The following is a 17,443-nucleotide window of genomic DNA, read 5'->3' as shown; positions in this document are numbered from 1 at the left end:
GGTGGGAAGGCCCGGGCGGATCGGCGCGGCCCCTCCGCCCGGCGTCCGCGATTGGGCAGGATGGTCCCATGACGCTCGCGCTGCCCATCGACCCCGAGGCCAACCGGCTGCTGGAGCGCAGCCCGCTGGCCCTGCTGCTGGGGATGGTCCTCGACCAACAGGTCACGATGGAGAAGGCGTTCTCCTCGCCGTACGTGCTGACCCAGCGCCTCGGACGGGACCTGGACGCCCGGGAGATCGCCGACCACGACCCGGAGGCCCTGCTGGCCCTGTTCGCCCAGCCGCCGGCGCTGCACCGGTTCCCGAAGGCGATGGCGGCCCGGGTGCAGGAGGTGTGCCGGGTCCTCGTCGACCGGTACGACGGCGACGCCGCCGGGCTCTGGTCGGGCGTCGCCGACGGCCGGGAGTTGTTCCGCCGCATCGCCGAGCTGCCCGGCTTCGGCAGGCAGAAGGCGCAGATCTTCCTCGCCCTGCTCGGCAAGCGGTTCGGGGTCACGCCGGAAGGCTGGCGGGAGGCGGCCGGCGGGTACGGCGACCCGGACGCGCACCGGTCGGTGGCGGACGTCGTCGACGCGGACTCGCTGCGCCGGGTGCGCGACTACAAGCAGCAGATGAAGGCGGCGGCGAAGGCGAAGGCCGCCCAGGGCTGAACTGTGGCCGCTGCCGCCGGCGAGGCCGGGGGAGGGGACGTCCGCGCGGCCCGTGACGGCCGAGGGCGGGCGGCGGTCGCCGGGGTGTGCCTGGCCGCGACGTCAGGCGGCGGTGGGCCGGGACAGGGCGGCCAGCGCCCGCCGGACATCGGCGAGGGAGACCGTCGCCGAGTCGTCCAGGTCGGCCAGGCCGGCCTCGATCCACTGCCGCATCAGCGTGGTGACCCCGATGCCGCGCGCGTCGGCGGCCGCGCGGACCCGCTCGTACGTCTCCAAGGGCAGGCGCACCGAGCGGCTGACCATGGGGGTGTCGGTGTCGGGGGTCGGCAGCTCCACCGGCTGGCTCTCGTCGATCAGCTCCGCGAGCCGGTCACCGCCGCTGTGGAACTGCTTGGTCGCGTCGTTACGGTTCATCGTCACCGCCTCCTCATCGGCGAGATCTCCGCACGGCCTCGTCGTAGCGCTTCGCCTCGACGTCGCTGAGCTCGCGGGCGGAGAGGATGTCCCAGTCGTTGTCGGTGCCGTCGGCCTCGGCGAGCAGCACGGCCAGCCGGCGCCCCCGGCGGGCGGCGGCGTAGACGACCATCACGTCGTCGCCCAGGTGACGGATCACCCGGCGGGTGCTGTGCAGCGCCTCCCAGACTTCCCCGGGCGTGACGTCGTAGACCCTCAGGTTGGCCAACGCCTCGTCGGTGAAGCTGAACCTGCTGCCCACGGCGCCGAGCGTACCACGGATGTAACACGAGCCAGCCTGGACGGATTTTCGCTGATCATGCGCCGGAGGTGACAGGATGAGGCGTAACCCCCTCGAGGAGGTCCGTGGTGAAGCGTCAGGCGTACCAGCCGATTCTGATCACCGACGCCTCGCGCAGCCAGGACGATCAGCTCACCAGCCGCCAGCGGCGCTACGTGCTGATGATGGGGATCCGGGTGGTGTGCGTGATCGTCGGTGCGGTCCTGGTCGGCGTGCAGGCCCCGTTGCTCTGGCTCTGGCTGCCGCTGGTGGCCCTCGGCATGGTGCTCATCCCGTGGTTGGCCGTGCTGCTGGCCAACGACCGGCCGCCGAAGGAGCAGCACCGGCTGGCGTCCCGGTTCCAGGCGCGGCACCGCGACGAGACCCCGCCGATGAGCCTGACCGCCGAGGAGCGGCCGCACAAGGTGATCGACGCCGAGCCCTGACGAGCCCGGGCCCGGCGTCCGCCGAATCCTGACCCGGCCCGTCTCCGGCGTCCGCCCGGGGCAGGGCCGGGCGGACGGCACGGTCTCCGGTCAGCCGGCGGGCCGGGCGCCCACCTGCGAGACCGCCAGGGCGCCGAGGTCGCCCGCGCGGCGCAGCGCCACCTCGGGGCCCGCGCCGGCGAGCCAGGCGGCCAGCAGCCCGGCCGCGAAGGCGTCCCCGGCCCCGGTGACGTCCACCACCGCCACCCGGCGGGCCGGCGCCACGGCGACCGTGGCGTCGCGGTCCACCCAGACCGCCCCCGCCGCGCCCTGTTTGACGACGATCCGCCGGGCGGAGGCCGACAGCGCCCGCCCCTGCGCCGCCGGGTCGAGCCCGCCGGCCAGCACCGTCGCCTCGTCGGCGTTGACCAGGAGCAGGTCGACTCCGCGTACCCAGGTCAGGAAGGCCGCCGCGCCGACCCGCCGCAGCGGCGCCGCCGAGGCCGCGTCGACGCTCGTGGTGAGCCCGCGCTCGCGGGCGGCGGCCAGCGCGCGCAGCCCGGCCGGGCGGGACCCGGCGTCCAGCAGGGTGTACGCGGACAGGTGCAGGTGCCGCGCGTCCGACGCGGCGGCCAGTGCCGCGTCGACGTCCGCCGGAGCCAGCCGCAGGTTCGCGCCCCGCTCGGTGATCATCGTCCGCTCCCCGGCGGTGGCCAGCACGATGACCGTGCCGGTGGCGTGCTCCGGGTGCCGCGTCACCGCGCAGTCGACCCCGGCCCGCTCCAGCTCGGCCACCCGCTCCCGGCCCTGGCCGTCGTCGCCGACCGCGCCCACCAGCGTCACCGGCACGCCCTGGGCGGCGAGCCAGGCGGCGGTGTTGGCGGCCTGTCCGCCGCCGCTGAACCGGATGGCCGCCGGCGTGTCGGACCCGGTGGCCGGCGGCCCGGTCAGCACCGCCACCACGTCGGTGATCAGGTCGCCGACGACGAGGACGCGGCCTGCGGTCATGCGCCGGCGCGACGGACGGCCGCGGCGACCGCGATCCGGGCGGCGAGGTCGGCGTTGCGCAGGATGATCCGGACGTTCACCGCCAGGCTCGCCCCCTCGGTCGCCGAGTGGAAGTGGGCGAGCAGGTAGGGCGTCACCGCCTTGCCGGTCACCCCGTCGCGCTCCAGCAGCGCCAGCCCGTCGGCGAGGGTCCGGTCGTGCAGCTCCGGGTCGAGCTGCTCGTCGACCGGCAGCGGGTTGGCCACGATCAGGCCGCCGTGGTGCACGCCGTGCTGCTCCCGGGCGGCCAGCGCGTCGGCGACCTGCTCCGCGGAGTCCAGCGACCAGTCCAGGTCGAAGCCGCCGTCGGTGATGAAGAAGCCGGGGAACCGGCGGGTCCGGTAGCCCACCACGCCGACGCCGAGGGTCTCCAGCCGCTCCAGGGTGGCGCCCACGTCGAGGATCGACTTGACGCCGGCGCAGACCACCGCGATCGGGGTCCGGGCCAGGGTGACCAGGTCGGCGGACTCGTCGAAGGTCTGCGCGGCCTCCCGGTGCACCCCGCCGAGGCCGCCGGTGGCGAACACCCCGATGCCGGCGGCGGCGGCCACCGCGCTGGTCGCGGCCACGGTCGTGGCGCCGTCCGCGCCGGTGGCGGCCGCCACGGCGAGATCGCGTACGGAGAGCTTCGCGACCCCGTCGGCGGTGGCGAGCCGGGTCAGCTCCGCGTCGTCCAGGCCCGCCACGAGCCGGCCGCCGACCATGCCGATGGTCGCCGGGACCGCGCCCGCGTCCCGGACCGCCTGCTCGATCTCCCGGGCCACCCGGAGGTTGTCGGGCCGGGGCAGGCCGTGCGAGACGATGGTGCTCTCCAGGGCGACGACGGGGCGTCCGGCGCGCAGCGCCTCGGCCACCTCCGCGCCGTAGTGGATGTGAAAGTCGGTCACGTCACCACCGTACGGCCTGCGCCGGGGGTGACCTGAAGTGGACCGGGCCGCGGTGACCTGCCAGACTTGACGGTTGGAGGTGCAGAAGTGAGCACACAGGTTCTCGAGCGTCCGGAGCTGAAGGACGCCGACACCGGTCCCGAAATGTTCCACTACGTGCGCAAGGAGAAGATCGCCGAGAGTGCCGTCATGGGCACCTTCGTCGTCGCGCTCTGCGGGGAGACGTTCCCGGTGACCAAGGCCGCCAAGCCCGGCTCGCCGGTCTGCCCGAAGTGCAAGGAGATCTACGACTCGTACGCCGAGTGAACCGGGGCGGCCCGCGTGGCCGCCCACGTAACCTTCGGCGGTGACCACCTCCACCGCCCTGCTCCTCGCCGACCTCACCGGAGTGGCGGTCTTCGCCGCCTCCGGGGCCTCCGCGGCGGTGGCCAAACGGCTCGACCTCTTCGGCGTCGTCTTCGTCGGCTTCGTCGCCGCGCTCGGCGGCGGGATCTTCCGGGACCTGGCGATCGACGAGGTGCCGCCGCTGGCCTTCGCCGACTGGCGGTACGCCGCCACGGCCGCCGTCACCGCCGCCGCCGTCTTCTGGCTGCACCCCCAGCTCGCCAGGCTGCGCACCACCGTGCTGGTGCTGGACGCGGCCGGGCTGGGGCTGTTCACCGTCACCGGCACGGTCAAGGCCCTCGACGCCCAGGTGCCGGCGGTGGGGGCGTGCGTGATCGGCATGCTCACCGCGATCGGCGGCGGCCTCGGGCGGGACCTGCTCACCGCCGAGATCCCGGTGGTGCTGCGGCGCGAGATCTACGCGGTCGCCGCGCTCGCCGGCTCGGTCACCGTGGCGCTGCTGGACGCGCTCGGGCACGCCAACGCCGCCTGGCTGACCGCGGCGGCGGTGTTCGTCTTCCTGTTCCGCCTGGTCGCCCTGCGCCGGCGCTGGTCCGCCCCCATCGCCACCCTCCGCCCCCCACGCACCCACACCCCCGGCCCTCACCCCTGACCCCCCACGCCCCGCCCTGCCCGCCCCGCGATCTTGCACTTTTCTGCCCCGTCAAATGCCGCTCAAGGTGCGAACCGGGGGCCGAAGGTGCAAGATCGCGGAGGTCGTCCGTCGAGGACGAGCCCCCTGGTCCGTGATCGCGGACGTGGGAGATGTGAGCCGCGTGGTGTCGGCTGGGTCGGGAGGGCCGCGCTGGTTATGCTGAGTCGGCCTTCGCGGCACCATCGGCGCGGAGGCGTTTTCATGGGCGGCGGCACCCGTGGCCCTCGGCCGGGGTCCGCCCTTTCAGGCGGTCGGAGAGGAGCTTCGCGTGGCGGCCCGGTTGCCGGCGATCGAGACGTTTCCGGCACTGCGCGCGTGGCAGCGCAAGGCACTGGTGGAGTACCTGCGCCGGCGCGACCCCGACTTCACCGCGGTCGCCACCCCGGGCGCCGGTAAGACCACCTTCGCCCTGCGGATCGCCGCCGAGCTGCTCGCCGACGGCACCGTCGAGGCGGTCACCGTGGTGGCCCCGACCGAGCACCTGAAGACCCAGTGGGCGCAGGCGGCGGCCCGGGTCGGCATCCAGCTCGACGCCGCCTTCCGCAACGCCGACCTGCACTCCTCCGCCGACTTCCACGGCGCCGTCGTGACGTACGCACAGGTGGGCATGGCGCCCCAGGTGCACAAACGGCGCACCCTGACCCGGCGCACGCTGGTCATCCTCGACGAGATCCACCACGCGGGGGACAGCCGCTCCTGGGGCGACGGGGTGAAGGCCGCCTTCGAGGGCGCCGAGCGCCGGCTGATGCTCACCGGCACCCCGTTCCGCTCCGACGACAACCCCATCCCGTTCGTCACGTACGAGCGGGGCGGGGACGGTCTGCTCCGCTCCCGCGCCGACTCGGTGTACGGCTACTCCGACGCGCTGCGCGACGGCGTCGTCCGCCCGGTGCTCTTCCTGGCGTACTCGGGGGAGACCCGGTGGCGCACGAACGCCGGGGAGGAGCTGGCGGCGCGGCTGGGCGAGCCGATGACCCAGGACCTCGTCGCGCAGGCGTGGCGTACCGCCCTCGATCCGGCGGGCGACTGGATGCCGCAGGTGCTGCGGGCCGCCGACGCCCGGCTGACCGTGCTGCGTAACGCGGGGATGCCCGACGCCGGCGGGCTGGTGATCGCCAGCGACCAGCAGGCCGCCCGTTCGTACGCGAAGCTCATCGAGCAGGTGACCGGCGAACGGGCGGCGGTGGTGCTCTCCGACGACGTGGGGGCCTCCGCGCGGATCGCGACGTTCGCGGCGTCCGAGCAGCGGTGGCTGGTGGCGGTCCGGATGGTCTCCGAGGGCGTCGACATCCCCCGCCTGGCGGTCGGGGTGTACGCGACCAGCGCCAGCACCCCGCTCTACTTCGCGCAGGCGATCGGCCGGTTCGTCCGCGCCCGCCGCGAGGGGGAGACCGCCTCGGTCTTCCTGCCCAGTGTGCCGCACCTGCTCGGGCTGGCCAGCGAGATGGAGGCCGAGCGGGACCACGTGCTCGGCAAGCCGAAGGACCGCGAGGGTTTCGACGACGACCTGCTGGAACGCGCCCAGCGCGACGACCAGGCCAGCGGCGAGCTGGAGAAGCGGTTCGCCGCCCTCTCCGCGACCGCCGAGCTGGACCAGGTGATCTTCGACGGCGCCTCGTTCGGCACCGCCGCCCAGGCCGGCACCCCCGAGGAGGAGGAGTACCTGGGCCTGCCCGGGCTGCTCACCGCCGAGCAGGTCTCCATGCTGCTGACCAAGCGGCAGCAGGAGCAGCTCGCCGCCCAGCGCCGGAGGGCCGCGCGGCCCGCTGAGCCGGCCGCTGAGCCGGCTGCGGCGCCGCCGGCACCCATGAGTGCCGCCCAGCGTCGGGTAGCCCTGCGTCGGCAGCTCAACGCTCTGGTGGCCGCCCGGCACCACCGCACGGGGCAGCCGCACGGCAAGATCCACGCCGAGCTGCGTCGCCTCTGCGGCGGCCCGCCGAGCGCCCAGGCCACGATCGAGCAGCTCGAGGAACGCATCGCCACCGTCCAGACCCTCTGACGGCGGGCAGCCCGGCGACCTCCGATCGGGCCCCCGCCGGGGCGGACCGGCGAGTGGGCCAGCGACGCGGGCGCGTACGGCACGTGCGGTCGCCCCGGGGGCCCGGCGCGTGGTCCGCGCCCGCTGTGCCCGTCAGGCCGTCCGTGGCCGGCGGTGCGCGGTCGGCTCCGCCCGTGCCCGCTGGGCCGCGTCGGGGCCGTCCGTGGCCCGGCCGCGCGATCCGTTCCGCGTGCGTGGGTCGTGGGCCGGGCAGGGCCGGGGTACGCAAAAGCCGGCCGGAGGCTCCCCGTGGGGAGCCTCCGGCCGGCTATGTCGTCGGTTTGCGGATTCAGTTCGCCATCAGATCGGCGCCACGCCAGCTGAACTCCGGGTCCGTCGCGTACCGCACGGTGATCTTCACGAGATCCTCCGCGTACTTGTTCGCGTGGTGCCCACAGAACACCAGCTCGCTCCCACCCGCCAGAGTGATCCGGAGCTTGCCGGCAGCATTGCAGCGGTCGCACCGTTCATCGGCGGCTGGGGGAGCCACCGTCTCGGGCGGCGGCGTGAGGGTCGGGGTCATCGCCTTCCTCCTCTGGTCGTCACCGATGAACACTCTCTTCGGTCGTTGCTCACCTATCGTGCAACACCTTGTCCCGGCGCTGCCTTCCCTGTGTGCCCGCGGGGGACCGAGGTCACACATGGCAGGGACAGTGTGCCGTGCACCAAGGGTGCCACGTCAACGATCACAATCGTGCAACCGAACGATCACCTTCCGACGTTGCACGTCAGGTGATCAAAACGACACGTTCGGTTGACGATCCCGATCAGTCCAGGTAATCCCGCAGCACCTGCGAACGCGACGGGTGACGCAGCTTGGACATGGTCTTGGACTCGATCTGCCGGATGCGCTCCCGGGTCACGCCGTAGACCTGGCCGATCTCGTCGAGCGTGCGCGGCTGGCCGTCGGTCAGGCCGAAGCGCAGGCGTACCACACCCGCCTCACGCTCGGACAACGTCTGCAGCACCTGCTGGAGCTGGTCCTGCAGCAGCGAGAACGACACCGCGTCGACCGCGACCACGGCCTCGGAGTCCTCGATGAAGTCGCCGAGCTGGCTGTCGCCCTCGTCGCCGATCGTCTGGTCCAGCGAGATGGGCTCCCGGGCGTACTGCTGGATCTCCAGCACCTTCTCCGGTGTGATGTCCATCTCCTTGGCCAGCTCCTCCGGGGTGGGCTCGCGGCCCAGGTCCTGGAGCAGCTCGCGCTGGATGCGGCCGAGCTTGTTGATCACCTCGACCATGTGCACCGGGATGCGGATGGTGCGGGCCTGGTCGGCCATCGCGCGGGTGATCGCCTGCCGGATCCACCAGGTGGCGTAGGTGGAGAACTTGTAGCCCTTGGTGTAGTCGAACTTCTCGACCGCGCGGATGAGGCCGAGGTTGCCCTCCTGGATGAGGTCGAGGAAGGCCATGCCGCGGCCGGTGTAGCGCTTGGCCAGCGAGACGACCAGGCGGAGGTTGGCCTCCAGCAGGTGGTTCTTGGCGCGCTCGCCGTCGCGGGAGATCCAGAGCAGGTCCCGCTGCATGTCGCGGGTGAGCTTCTCCTCGCCCTCCTCGGCCGCGCGCAGCCGCTCGGCGGCGTAGAGCCCGGCCTCGATCCGCTTGGCCAGCTCCACCTCCTGCTCGGCGTTGAGCAGCGGGACCTTGCCGATCTGCTTCAGGTAGGCCCGGACCGAGTCGGCCGAGGCGGTCAGCTCGGCGTCGCGGCGCGCCTGCTTGAGCGCCTCGGACTCCTCGTCGTCCCACTCGAAGTCGTTGTCGCTGGCCGAGTTGGCGGCGTCGGTCTCGGCGGCCTGGGCCAGCTCGGCCGGCTCCTCGACCACCACGTCCTCGATCTCGGCGGCCAGCTCCTCCGGGTCGATGTCGCCCTCGGCGCCCTCGCCCTTGGCCTTGCCGGCGGCCTTGGCCGGCTTGGCGCCGGCCGCGGCGGCGACCGTGGCCTTGGTGGCCCGGGTGGACCTGGTGGCCTTCGCGGGCGCCGCGGCCTTGGCGGCCACCTCGGCGGTGGTGCCGGTGGCCTTGCGGGCGGCGGCGACCTTGCGCGGGGCGGGCGCGGGGGCCTCGTCGGCGGCGGGCGCCTGCTTCGGGGCGGGCGCGGCGGCCTTCTTGGTGGTCTTGGCGGTGGTGGCCCGGGACGCCGGGGTGGCCGAGCGGGCGGCGGCGACGCGGCGGCGGGTGCTCGCCGAGCCGTCGACCACCACGGTCACTCCCGCCTCGGAGAGCGCCCGCAAGATCTTCTTGGCCTGGGCCGGAGTCACCTCGGCGGACTCGACGGTGCGCGCGAGCTGGGCCGACGTGAGCTGGCCGCCGGCGCTCTGCGCGTGGGCGATCAGGGTGTCGGTGAGCGAGCGAACGTCGGCGCCGGTCTGGCGGGGTTCTGTCACGAATGACCTTCCGGAGGCGAAGAGCGAGCACGGCCGGGTCGTCCGACGCAGAGCGGTGCACCTTGCCGGGCGATGTGGTTGAGAGGCCCCCGTGTGTCGGGCCGGCCGGTCGTTGGCGGTCCGTCGCAGCGTGGGCAGGGGTGAATTGTAACGCCGTCTGCGGCGATCATCAGTCGCCGCACGGTGGACCGGCGGCGGGGACCGCCGATTCGACGTAGATGTGGACTTTGTAAGGATGGTACCCGCGCGTGACCCGGAACACCCCGGCCGTGCGGGAAGGGGACGAACGATGGACCGCTCGGCGCCTGCGGAGCTGCTGGAGATCGCGATCGAGGTGGCCCGCGAGGCGGCGGCGACCGCGTACCGGATGCGGGTCGAGGGCGTGTCGGTGGCCGCCACCAAGAGCACGGTCACCGACGTGGTGACCGCCGCCGACCGGGCGGTCGAGCGGCAGGTGGTCGACGCGCTGCGCCGGCTGCGCCCGGGTGACGCCGTGCTCGGCGAGGAGTACGGCCCGGGGGAGACCGGCCCGGCCGGCCCCGGCGGGGTGCGCTGGATCGTCGACCCGATCGACGGCACGGTCAACTACCTGTACGGGATCCCGCACAGCGCGGTCTCGCTCGCCGCCGAGGTCGACGGCGAGGTGGTGGCCGGGGTGGTGCGCAACATCAACACCGGCGAGGAGTGGACCGCCACCCTCGGCGGGGGCGCCTGGCGCGACGGCGAGCGGCTGCGCTGCTCCACGGAGACGGACCTCGGCCAGGCGCTGGTCGCCACGGGGTTCGGCTACGACCCGGCGCGCCGGGCGCACCAGGCCCGGGTGGTCGCCGAGCTGATCCCGCACGTCCGCGACATCCGCCGGCTCGGCGCCGCCGCGCTGGACCTCTGCTTCGCGGCGGAGGGACGGGTGGACGCCTACTACGAGAAGGGGCTGGCCGCCTGGGACCAGGCCGCCGGGGCGCTGGTGGCCACCGAGGCCGGGCTGCTGGTGGCCGGGCTGGGCGGGCTGCCGGCCGGCCCGGACCTGGTGATCGCCGCCCCGTCCGCCCTGTTCAAGCCCCTGCACGACCGCCTCGCCGACCTGGACGCCTCCGGCGGTCCGTGACCAGCGGGCCGGCCGGCACGGCCTTCGCCAGGCCGGCGTGGGGGGCGCCCCGGCCGAGCCGGGGCGCGGCACCTGCGTCAGTCGTCCTCGCTCATCGGGCAGGATCCCTCCGGGGCCCTCGGTGCGCCGAGGTCGCCCAGGGACTGGTTGACCTCGGTGGTGGTGGCGAGCTGCTGGAAGTCGCCGCCGAGCACCACGTCGACCACGTCGTCGGTGCGCTTGGCGTCGTACTCCCACTCGGCGCTGCCGAGGAAGTACGCCCGCAGCAGGTGCGCCGAGCCGACGCCCTTCGGGCCGTAGCGGAGCAGCGCGACGTCGTCGATCTGCTTCTTCTCGTCGCCGGTCTTCTTCACCTGGAACTTCCGGTTGCGGAAGTCGTCGGCGATGCTGGCGGCCAGGCCGATCCGGTCGGTGCCGTTCAGCACGTTGATCTTGACGTCCTTGGGCTCGCGCAGGGTCACGTCGGCCATCGGCCAGCCCTCCGGGCACCCGCCCGCGAGGCCGGCGTCGCTCTGGGTGTCGCGGACCATGGCGACCACCACGAAGACCAGGGCCAGCACCGCCAGCAGGCCGACGACAACGAGTGCTCGCACTCGCGCAAAGCTCATCAGGGCGCTCCCCGGACAGAGGTGGGTGGCGGCGGCCGTCGGCGGTCGGGCCGCCCCGCCGGCCGTCGAGTACGCCGCTGAGGTTAACGGGTGTCCGGCCGTCGCGTGGAAACAGTCCGACATGCCGGCGCGCCATCCGGGAACCGGGTACTACTACCCCTATCTTCGTGTCGCCTGAGTCACATTGGGAACAACTTTGCGTGCGGGGGCGTACATCTCAGCCACGAGGGCGGTATACATGCCTCGCCCAGAGGGGGGGTATGGTTCCGCGCTCGCTGGGGGTTCCTCCGGGGGTCTCCGTCCGTGCTGTCTTCGGGTCGGGTGACCGACACAAAGTGGTGGCCGGCCAGCGGAACCGAAACAGCGTCGTCCGGCGTTACAACCGGAAGCGACAACATCGATATGGGAGAGTGAAACCGATGGCCACCGACTACGACGCCCCGCGTCGCGACGAGGTCGACCTCGGCGAGGACAGCCTGGAAGAGCTCAAGGCCCGACGCGTCGACTCACAGTCGGGCGCCGTGGACGTCGACGAGGCCGAGGTGGCCGAGAGCTTCGAGCTGCCCGGCGCCGACCTGGCCGACGAGGAACTCACGGTCAAGGTGCTACCGATGCAGCAGGACGAGTTCCGCTGCGCCCGCTGCTTCCTCGTGCACCACCGCAGTCAGCTGGCGGTGGAGCGCAACGGCGAGCTGATCTGCCGCGAGTGCGTCTGACACCGCGTGCCGGCACCAGCGGCGGCTCCCTCGCGGGGCCGCCGCTGCCCGAGTTGCCGTGCGCTGCGGCGGGGGAACTGCTTCACTCGTGACGGGTGGCCGCCACGCCGGCGACCGTCCATTCCGGGAGGTCGGACCCATGAGCGAGCGGAGCGAACCCCGCGGCACACGCGGCGCGGACAGGACCCGCGCCGAGGGCGTACGCGACCGTGACCCGGCCGACGCCGCGCCCGGCGCGGACGGCGGCACGGCTGGCGCCGTCGACGAGGAGCTGGGGGCCACGGTCGCGGCACTGACCGCCGACGACATCGGGACGTCCCGCCGGCGGCAACTGCTCGGCCGGCTCGTCGGGCAGGCGCGGGCGCGCGGGCTGGGCGACCTGTTCAAGCCGAAGACCGCCGTCCGGTGGATGGTCGACACGGTCGCCGAGGTCGCCCCGCACGTGCCCGTGCGGGACCTGGCGACCCTTCGTCGCCACTTCGACGGCCTGGACGGCGAGGCGCTGGCCGACCGGCTGGTGCGCAACGCCGCGCGGACGACGGCGGGGATCGGCGCCGCGGGCGGGGGAATCGCCGCGGTCGAGTGGGCCGTCACCCCGACCCTGCTCTCCGCGCCGGTCCTGCTCGCCGCCGAGACGGTCGCCGTGGTGGCCGTCGAGCTCAAGCTGATCGGCGAGCTGCACGAGGTCTACGGGGTGCCGCTGCCGCCCGGCGGCACCCAGCGGGCGGTCGCGCTGGTGCAGTCCTGGGCCGGCCAGCGCGGGATCAATCCGATGACGCCCGGCGTCGGGGTGGGCGCGGTGCTCGGCACCGCCGCCCGCAAGGAGCTGCGCGACATGCTGCTCAAGCGCTTCGGCCGCAACCTGACCACGCTCGGCCCCTTCCTCACCGGGGCGGCGGTGGCAAGCTACCTCAACCGCCGGGCCACCTGGACGATGGCCGACCAGCTCCGCAGCGACCTGCGCCGCAAGAGCCCCGCCCTCCCGGGCGGCCCGCCGGCCCTGCCCGGCCCCGCCTGACGCCCGTCCAGGGCCAGGCGGGTGTGCGGTGGCCGGGGGACGGACAGGGCCGCCTGCGGGCGGCGGGACGGCTCAGGAGCGGGCGGCGTCGCGGGCGGCGAGGACCGCCTCGGCCAGCTCGACCGGGTGGCGGGTGCTGACCACCCAGAACGGGGTGGGGTCGGCCGGGTCGTCGAGGACCACCTGGACGGCGCCCGGGACCCACGGCCGCTGCACCACGAACGCCAGCGGGTCGGCCCCGACCCCGAGCACCTCACGCCGGCCGGCGGCGTCCAGCGGGACGACGTCGGCGACGAACCGGACGGGCAGCCGGGCGTCGTCCACCCGCAGCTCGCCGTCGCGGACCGCGATCCGGATCCGGCCCAGCCAGGCCAGGCCGGCGACGGCCGCCGGCAGCAGCACCGCGAACGGCAGCCAGGCACGCACGCCGGGGGCGCCCATCCACAGCTCCACGGCCAGCAGCGTGGCCGCGGCCAGCCCGCCCAGCCACAGCCACCAGGGCAGGCCGAGCCGCTCGGTGTGCTCCGGGGGCGCCGCGGCGGGCGACGCCGGGGACGGCGAGGATGGCGACAGGCTCACTCCTGCCAGGGTACGGCGCACGGCGGCCAGCGGAACCGGCAGGATGTCAGGGTCACCCCACGAACCGGACGGAAGAGGGGAACCGTGACCGACGTCGTACCCGTGCCCGTACGGCAGCTCGACCCGGAGCTGCCGCTGCCGGCGTACGCCCATCCCGGTGACGCCGGGGCCGACCTGGTGGCGGCCGCGGACGTCGAGCTGCCGCCCGGCGGTCGGGCCCTGGTCCCGACCGGGGTGGCGATCGCGTTGCCCGAGGGGTACGTGGGCCTCGTCCACCCCCGATCGGGGCTCGCGGCCAGACTCGGCGTGACGGTGCTCAACGCGCCCGGTACGGTCGACGCCGGCTACCGGGGTGAGATCCTGGTCAACCTGATCAATCATGATCGGGAGGTGCCGGCGAAGATCTCCCGTGGCGATCGGATCGCCCAGCTCGTTGTCCAGCGGGTGGCGCGGGCGGAGTTCCAGCCGGTGGCCGAGCTGCCCGCGTCCATGCGCGGGACCGGCGGGCACGGCTCCACCGGCGGACACGCCGGCCTGGTGCCGTCCCCGGCGGCCCTCGATGCGCCGGACGGACGGTGGGCGCCGGCCGGGCGGCGGGACGAGCGGGACCGGGCAGCCGGACGGACGGAAGAGGTGGCAGGGTGAGTGCGAACAGCGGAGGGTTGGCGCAGTGATCTTCTCCCGTAAGCGGGACGATGCCCGACGGAACGCCCGTGACGAGCGGACGACCGAGGTCCTCGACTCCCCCGAGTCGGCCCCGGCGGCCCTGCCGCGCGGCCCGTACGACGTCTCGGAGGCGCCCGCCGGGGTGCAGCGGCTCGACCTGGGCAGCCTGCAGATCCCCGCGGTGCGTGACGTCGAGGTGCGCGTGCAGGCGGACCCGGAGGGCGTGATCCAGCAGGTCGTGCTGGTGCACGGCCAGAACGCGCTCCAGCTCGGCGTCTTCGCCGCGCCGCGCTCCGAGGGCATCTGGGACGAGGTGCGCGAGGAGATCCGCCAGTCGCTGTTCAACGACGGCGCGGCGGCCCAGGAGATCGAGGGCGAGTACGGCACCGAGCTGCACGCCCGGGTGCGCACCCAGGACGGCATCACCGACCTGCGGTTCGTCGGCATCGACGGGCCGCGCTGGATGGTCCGCGGCGTCTACCAGGGCGAGGCGGCGACCGACCCGGCCGCCGCCGGCCCGCTCGCCGAGTGCCTCGACGGCCTGGTGGTCGACCGGGGACAGGAGGCGAAGCCGGTGCGCGAGCCGCTGCCGCTGCGGCTGCCCCGCGACGTCGCCGACCAGGCCGGCGCCGAGGCGCCGGCCGGCGGCAACCCCGCTCCCGGGCCGCGCGAGGCCTGACCGACTCACCGGCGGAGCCGGGACCGGGCCCGTCGGCGTACGCTGGCGGGACGGTCCCGGCGTCGCCGGGGCCGGGCCCGTGCCGGCACCGCGCCGGCCAGCGTGGAGAGGGTGACGCGGAGGTCATGTCGACCGACGAGGACCGGGGCTCGCTGCGCCGCATGCTGCGACGGCTCACCGCGAGCGAGGCGGAGATCGAGGCGCAGGAGCTGCGCCGGGAGTGCGCCGAGCACGGCGGCAAGCCGGTCGGGGAGTGCCTGCGGGGCCAGGTGGTGTCGGTCGCCGGCCGGCTCCGCACGGTGGTCTACACCCCGCGGACCAACCTGCCCACGCTGGAGGCGGACCTCTACGACGGCAGCGACGTGGTGACCCTGGTGTGGCTGGGCCGGCGGCACATCGCCGGCATCGAGCCGGGCCGGCACCTGACCGCCCGTGGGCGGGTGGCCGTGCGTGACGACCGCAAGGTGATCTACAACCCGTACTACGAGCTGGAACCGCCGAAGTGACCCGGTGGGCGCGGCGGACGGAAGGCGTGCGATGACGACGGGACAGCACCGGGCGGCGCAGCCGGAGAGCGGTCCAGAGGACGAGGAGCGGCTGCCCACCCTCGCCGAGCAGATGGCCGACCAGCTCGGCGGCTGGCGAGGGCTGGTCGAGTCCAGCATCCCGGTGGTCGTCTTCGTGGTGGCCAACGTCGTCGGCGAGCTGCGGCCCGCCGTGATCGCCTCGGTGGCGGTGGCGCTCGTGATCGCCGGGCTTCGGCTGGCCCAGCGGCGACCCGTCCGGCACGCGGTCAACGGGCTGTTCGGCATCGCCATCGGCGCCGCGATCGCCTGGCGTACCGGCGACGAACGCGACTTCTACCTGCCCGGCATCCTCTACGGCATCGGCTACGGGCTGGCCCTGCTGGTCTCGGCGGCCGTCCGACAGCCCCTGGTGGGGTGGATCTGGTCGGTGCTGGTGGCCAAGGGGCGTTCCGAGTGGCGCGACGACCCGCGCCTGGTGCGGACGTTCACGGGGCTGACCGTGCTCTGGGGCGTGGTCTGGCTGGCCAAGGTCGGCGCGCAGGCGGCGCTGTACCTCGCCGCCCGCCACTTCGACGACGCCGGCAACGAGGCCGCCGCGGCCAACATGGAGACCGCGCTCGGGGTGGCCCGGCTGGCGCTCGGCTACCCGCCCTACGCGCTGCTGCTGCTCATCACGGTCTGGACGGTCCGCCGGGTGACCCGGGAGCCCCGGCCCGCCCCGCTGCCCGGCTGACGGGCACGCCCACTCGGTCCGCCGGCCACACCGCCACGCGGGCGCGGCGGCGGCGCGGCAGCCACGTGGTCGGTGCGGCGGCCGGGGTGCGGCAGCCACTGGTCGGTGCGGCGGCCGACGGCCTGGTGCGGCCGTCAGCGCTGTTCGCGGGTCCGCTCCACGCTGTCCGGCCCGAGCACCACCGCGCGGACCGCGTCCTCGACCTCGGCGGTGCAGACGAAGATCAGTTCGTCGCCGGCCTCCAGCGGGTCGTCCGGGCTCGGCACCAGCACCCGCTTGCCGCGCAGGATCGCCACCAGCGCGGAGTCGCGCGGCAGCGGCACCGCGTGCAGCGGCTGCCCGACGTACGGCGCGGTCGGCGGCAGGGTGATCTCGACGAGGTTCGCCTCGCCCTGCCGGAAGGTCATCAGCCGGACCAGGTCGCCGACGGTGACCGCCTCCTCGACCAGGGCGGCCATCACCCGCGGCTTGCTCACCGCGACGTCGACGCCCCACTGCTCGGTGAAGAGCCACTCGTTCTCGGCCCGGTTCACCCGGGCCACCACCCGGGGCACCGCGAACTCGGTCTTGGCCAGCAGCGAGACCACCAGGTTGACCTTGTCGTCCCCGGTCGCCGCGACCACCACGTCGCAGCCAGCGACGTTGGCCTCCTCCAGGCTGGTCAACTCGCACGCGTCGGCCAGCACCCACTCGGCGGCGGGCACCCGGTCGGGCCGGAGCATCTTGGGCTGGCGCTCGATCAACATCACCTGGTGGCCGTTGTCGATCAGCTCCTGCGCGATCGAGCGGCCCACGTTGCCGGCGCCGGCGATGGCGATGCGCATGGCTCAGAGCCCTCCTTCCGGCGGCGCCGCCGCCACCGACGTGACCGACCCGGCGATGTCGTCGGTGACCAGCATGAAGAGCTGGTCGCCCTCCTGGATGACGGTGGACACGGTCGGCAGGGTGCCGATGCCGAAGCGGATCAGGTACGCCACCCGGGCCCCCGTCGCCTCTTCCAGGGCGAGCACCGACCGGCCGATCCAGTCCTTGTGCACCGGCACCTCGACGATCGACACCGTGCTCGTCGGGTCGCGGAAGATCTCCACGTTCCCCTCGGGCACCAGGTGCCGCAGCATCCGGTCGGCCGTCCACCGGACCGTGGCCACGGTGGGGATGCCGAGCCGCTCGTAGACCTGCGCCCGGCGCTGGTCGTAGATCCGGGCCGCCACGCGGGAGACGCCGAACGTCTCGCGGGCCAGCCGGGCCGAGATGATGTTGGAGTTGTCGCCGCTGGAGACCGCCGCGAAGGCGTCCGCGCGCTCGATGCCGGCCTGCCGGAGCACCTCGCCGTCGAAACCGGCGCCGGTGACGGTGATCCCGGCGAACTCGGGGCCGAGCCGGCGGAAGGCGTCGGAGTCCTGGTCGATGACCGCGACCGAGTGCCCCCGGGACTCCAGGCTGTGGGCGAGGGTCGAGCCGACCCGGCCACAGCCCATGATCACGACATGCACCGCGTCCCTCCTCAAGGTGCGCAACCGCCCGACCGGTGAGCGTGTCGTCTGCGAGCCTGCCACGTTCCCGGCGGGGGCGGGGACCGACGGTACTCCGCCGGTCCAGCGTCCCGCGC

22 protein-coding genes are annotated in these 17,443 nt (G+C 74.2%); 12 read left to right on the top strand and 10 right to left on the bottom strand.

What is annotated here, in order from left to right; genetic code table 11:
- Positions 1-68 precede the first annotated feature (68 nt).
- Positions 69-650: an HhH-GPD-type base excision DNA repair protein gene (locus tag ACFY23_RS16605; RefSeq protein ID WP_350681322.1), complete on the top strand. Its 582-nt coding sequence runs from the start codon at positions 69-71 to the stop codon at positions 648-650.
- Between the two features lie 102 nt (positions 651-752).
- Here ACFY23_RS16605 and ACFY23_RS16600 read toward each other — a convergent pair whose 3' ends face one another.
- The gene (locus tag ACFY23_RS16600) at positions 753-1,064 is read right to left on the bottom strand and encodes a hypothetical protein (RefSeq protein ID WP_350681320.1); all 312 of its coding nucleotides are present in this window, start codon (positions 1,062-1,064) and stop codon (positions 753-755) included.
- A gap of 13 nt (positions 1,065-1,077) precedes the next feature.
- Complete coding sequence (locus tag ACFY23_RS16595; protein ID WP_225851882.1) at positions 1,078-1,365, bottom strand: hypothetical protein; 288 nt, start codon at positions 1,363-1,365, stop codon at positions 1,078-1,080.
- 107 nt (positions 1,366-1,472) lie between these two features.
- On the opposite strand from ACFY23_RS16595, the gene ACFY23_RS16590 reads away from it, so the two are divergent.
- Entirely contained in the window at positions 1,473-1,829 is a 357-nt protein-coding gene (locus ACFY23_RS16590) for a DUF3099 domain-containing protein (protein WP_350681346.1), read from the top strand.
- 90 nt (positions 1,830-1,919) lie between these two features.
- On the opposite strand, the gene ACFY23_RS16585 is transcribed toward ACFY23_RS16590, so the two are convergent.
- Complete coding sequence (locus tag ACFY23_RS16585) at positions 1,920-2,816, bottom strand: PfkB family carbohydrate kinase (RefSeq protein WP_350681318.1); 897 nt, start codon at positions 2,814-2,816, stop codon at positions 1,920-1,922.
- Complete coding sequence (locus tag ACFY23_RS16580) at positions 2,813-3,742, bottom strand: pseudouridine-5'-phosphate glycosidase (protein ID WP_350681316.1); 930 nt, start codon at positions 3,740-3,742, stop codon at positions 2,813-2,815. Before ACFY23_RS16580 ends, ACFY23_RS16585 begins: the two co-directional genes overlap by 4 nt.
- 87 nt (positions 3,743-3,829) lie before the next feature.
- On the opposite strand from ACFY23_RS16580, the gene ACFY23_RS16575 reads away from it, so the two are divergent.
- The 3 genes from ACFY23_RS16575 (at position 3,830) to ACFY23_RS16565 (ending at position 6,780) form a co-directional block, all read left to right on the top strand.
- A complete protein-coding gene (locus ACFY23_RS16575) occupies positions 3,830-4,048 on the top strand; it encodes a DUF3039 domain-containing protein (protein ID WP_091096469.1) in 219 nt (72 codons plus the stop codon).
- A gap of 40 nt (positions 4,049-4,088) precedes the next feature.
- Positions 4,089-4,739 carry a trimeric intracellular cation channel family protein gene (locus ACFY23_RS16570; protein ID WP_350681314.1) on the top strand — a complete coding sequence of 217 codons (651 nt, stop codon included), beginning with the start codon at positions 4,089-4,091 and terminating at the stop codon, positions 4,737-4,739.
- Between the two features lie 310 nt (positions 4,740-5,049).
- Positions 5,050-6,780, top strand: coding sequence for a DEAD/DEAH box helicase (locus ACFY23_RS16565; RefSeq protein WP_350681312.1), 1,731 nt, complete (start codon positions 5,050-5,052; stop codon positions 6,778-6,780).
- A 328-nt stretch (positions 6,781-7,108) separates the two neighbouring features.
- On the opposite strand, the gene ACFY23_RS16560 is transcribed toward ACFY23_RS16565, so the two are convergent.
- Together ACFY23_RS16560 and ACFY23_RS16555 are read right to left on the bottom strand one after the other, a co-directional pair.
- Positions 7,109-7,342, bottom strand: a complete 234-nt coding sequence (locus ACFY23_RS16560; protein ID WP_036374862.1) for a hypothetical protein — start codon at positions 7,340-7,342, stop codon at positions 7,109-7,111.
- 244 nt (positions 7,343-7,586) lie between these two features.
- Positions 7,587-9,203, bottom strand: a complete 1,617-nt coding sequence (locus ACFY23_RS16555) for an RNA polymerase sigma factor (RefSeq protein ID WP_350681310.1) — start codon at positions 9,201-9,203, stop codon at positions 7,587-7,589.
- A gap of 289 nt (positions 9,204-9,492) precedes the next feature.
- Between ACFY23_RS16555 and ACFY23_RS16550 the strand changes: the two genes are divergently transcribed.
- The gene (locus ACFY23_RS16550; RefSeq protein ID WP_350819103.1) at positions 9,493-10,308 is read left to right on the top strand and encodes an inositol monophosphatase family protein; all 816 of its coding nucleotides are present in this window, start codon (positions 9,493-9,495) and stop codon (positions 10,306-10,308) included.
- A gap of 77 nt (positions 10,309-10,385) precedes the next feature.
- On the opposite strand, the gene ACFY23_RS16545 is transcribed toward ACFY23_RS16550, so the two are convergent.
- A complete protein-coding gene (locus ACFY23_RS16545) occupies positions 10,386-10,901 on the bottom strand; it encodes a LytR C-terminal domain-containing protein (RefSeq protein WP_350681344.1) in 516 nt (171 codons plus the stop codon).
- Positions 10,902-11,335: 434 nt separating this feature from the next.
- On the opposite strand from ACFY23_RS16545, the gene ACFY23_RS16540 reads away from it, so the two are divergent.
- Positions 11,336-11,632 (top strand): DUF4193 domain-containing protein, encoded by a 297-nt coding sequence (locus ACFY23_RS16540; protein WP_007075406.1) that lies wholly within the window; start codon positions 11,336-11,338, stop codon positions 11,630-11,632.
- Positions 11,633-11,771: 139 nt separating this feature from the next.
- Positions 11,772-12,650: a hypothetical protein gene (locus tag ACFY23_RS16535; protein ID WP_350681306.1), complete on the top strand. Its 879-nt coding sequence runs from the start codon at positions 11,772-11,774 to the stop codon at positions 12,648-12,650.
- A gap of 72 nt (positions 12,651-12,722) precedes the next feature.
- Here ACFY23_RS16535 and ACFY23_RS16530 read toward each other — a convergent pair whose 3' ends face one another.
- Positions 12,723-13,223: a DUF3093 domain-containing protein gene (locus ACFY23_RS16530; protein ID WP_350681342.1), complete on the bottom strand. Its 501-nt coding sequence runs from the start codon at positions 13,221-13,223 to the stop codon at positions 12,723-12,725.
- A gap of 90 nt (positions 13,224-13,313) precedes the next feature.
- Here ACFY23_RS16530 and dut point away from each other — a divergent pair, with 90 nt between their 5' ends.
- From dut to ACFY23_RS16510, 4 genes are all read left to right on the top strand, one after another.
- Positions 13,314-13,874: a dUTP diphosphatase gene (gene dut, locus ACFY23_RS16525; RefSeq protein WP_350681305.1), complete on the top strand. Its 561-nt coding sequence runs from the start codon at positions 13,314-13,316 to the stop codon at positions 13,872-13,874.
- Positions 13,875-13,899: 25 nt separating this feature from the next.
- A complete protein-coding gene (locus ACFY23_RS16520; RefSeq protein ID WP_350681303.1) occupies positions 13,900-14,574 on the top strand; it encodes a DUF3710 domain-containing protein in 675 nt (224 codons plus the stop codon).
- A gap of 125 nt (positions 14,575-14,699) precedes the next feature.
- Positions 14,700-15,080: an OB-fold nucleic acid binding domain-containing protein gene (locus ACFY23_RS16515; RefSeq protein ID WP_350681301.1), complete on the top strand. Its 381-nt coding sequence runs from the start codon at positions 14,700-14,702 to the stop codon at positions 15,078-15,080.
- Positions 15,081-15,111: 31 nt separating this feature from the next.
- Entirely contained in the window at positions 15,112-15,834 is a 723-nt protein-coding gene (locus ACFY23_RS16510) for a DUF3159 domain-containing protein (RefSeq protein WP_350681299.1), read from the top strand.
- Positions 15,835-15,968: 134 nt separating this feature from the next.
- Here ACFY23_RS16510 and ACFY23_RS16505 read toward each other — a convergent pair whose 3' ends face one another.
- Both ACFY23_RS16505 and ACFY23_RS16500 read right to left on the bottom strand, forming a co-directional pair.
- Positions 15,969-16,658 (bottom strand): TrkA family potassium uptake protein, encoded by a 690-nt coding sequence (locus ACFY23_RS16505; protein WP_350681297.1) that lies wholly within the window; start codon positions 16,656-16,658, stop codon positions 15,969-15,971.
- A gap of 3 nt (positions 16,659-16,661) precedes the next feature.
- Positions 16,662-17,327, bottom strand: a complete 666-nt coding sequence (locus ACFY23_RS16500) for a TrkA family potassium uptake protein (RefSeq protein ID WP_350681295.1) — start codon at positions 17,325-17,327, stop codon at positions 16,662-16,664.
- Positions 17,328-17,443 lie beyond the last annotated feature (116 nt).

It is taken from the genome of Micromonospora sp. NPDC000121 (assembly GCF_042899165.1).
Classification (GTDB): Bacteria; Actinomycetota; Actinomycetes; order Mycobacteriales; family Micromonosporaceae; genus Micromonospora.
Note: the sequence above shows the minus strand (reverse complement) of the source record. Positions and strands in the feature narration are given on the sequence as shown.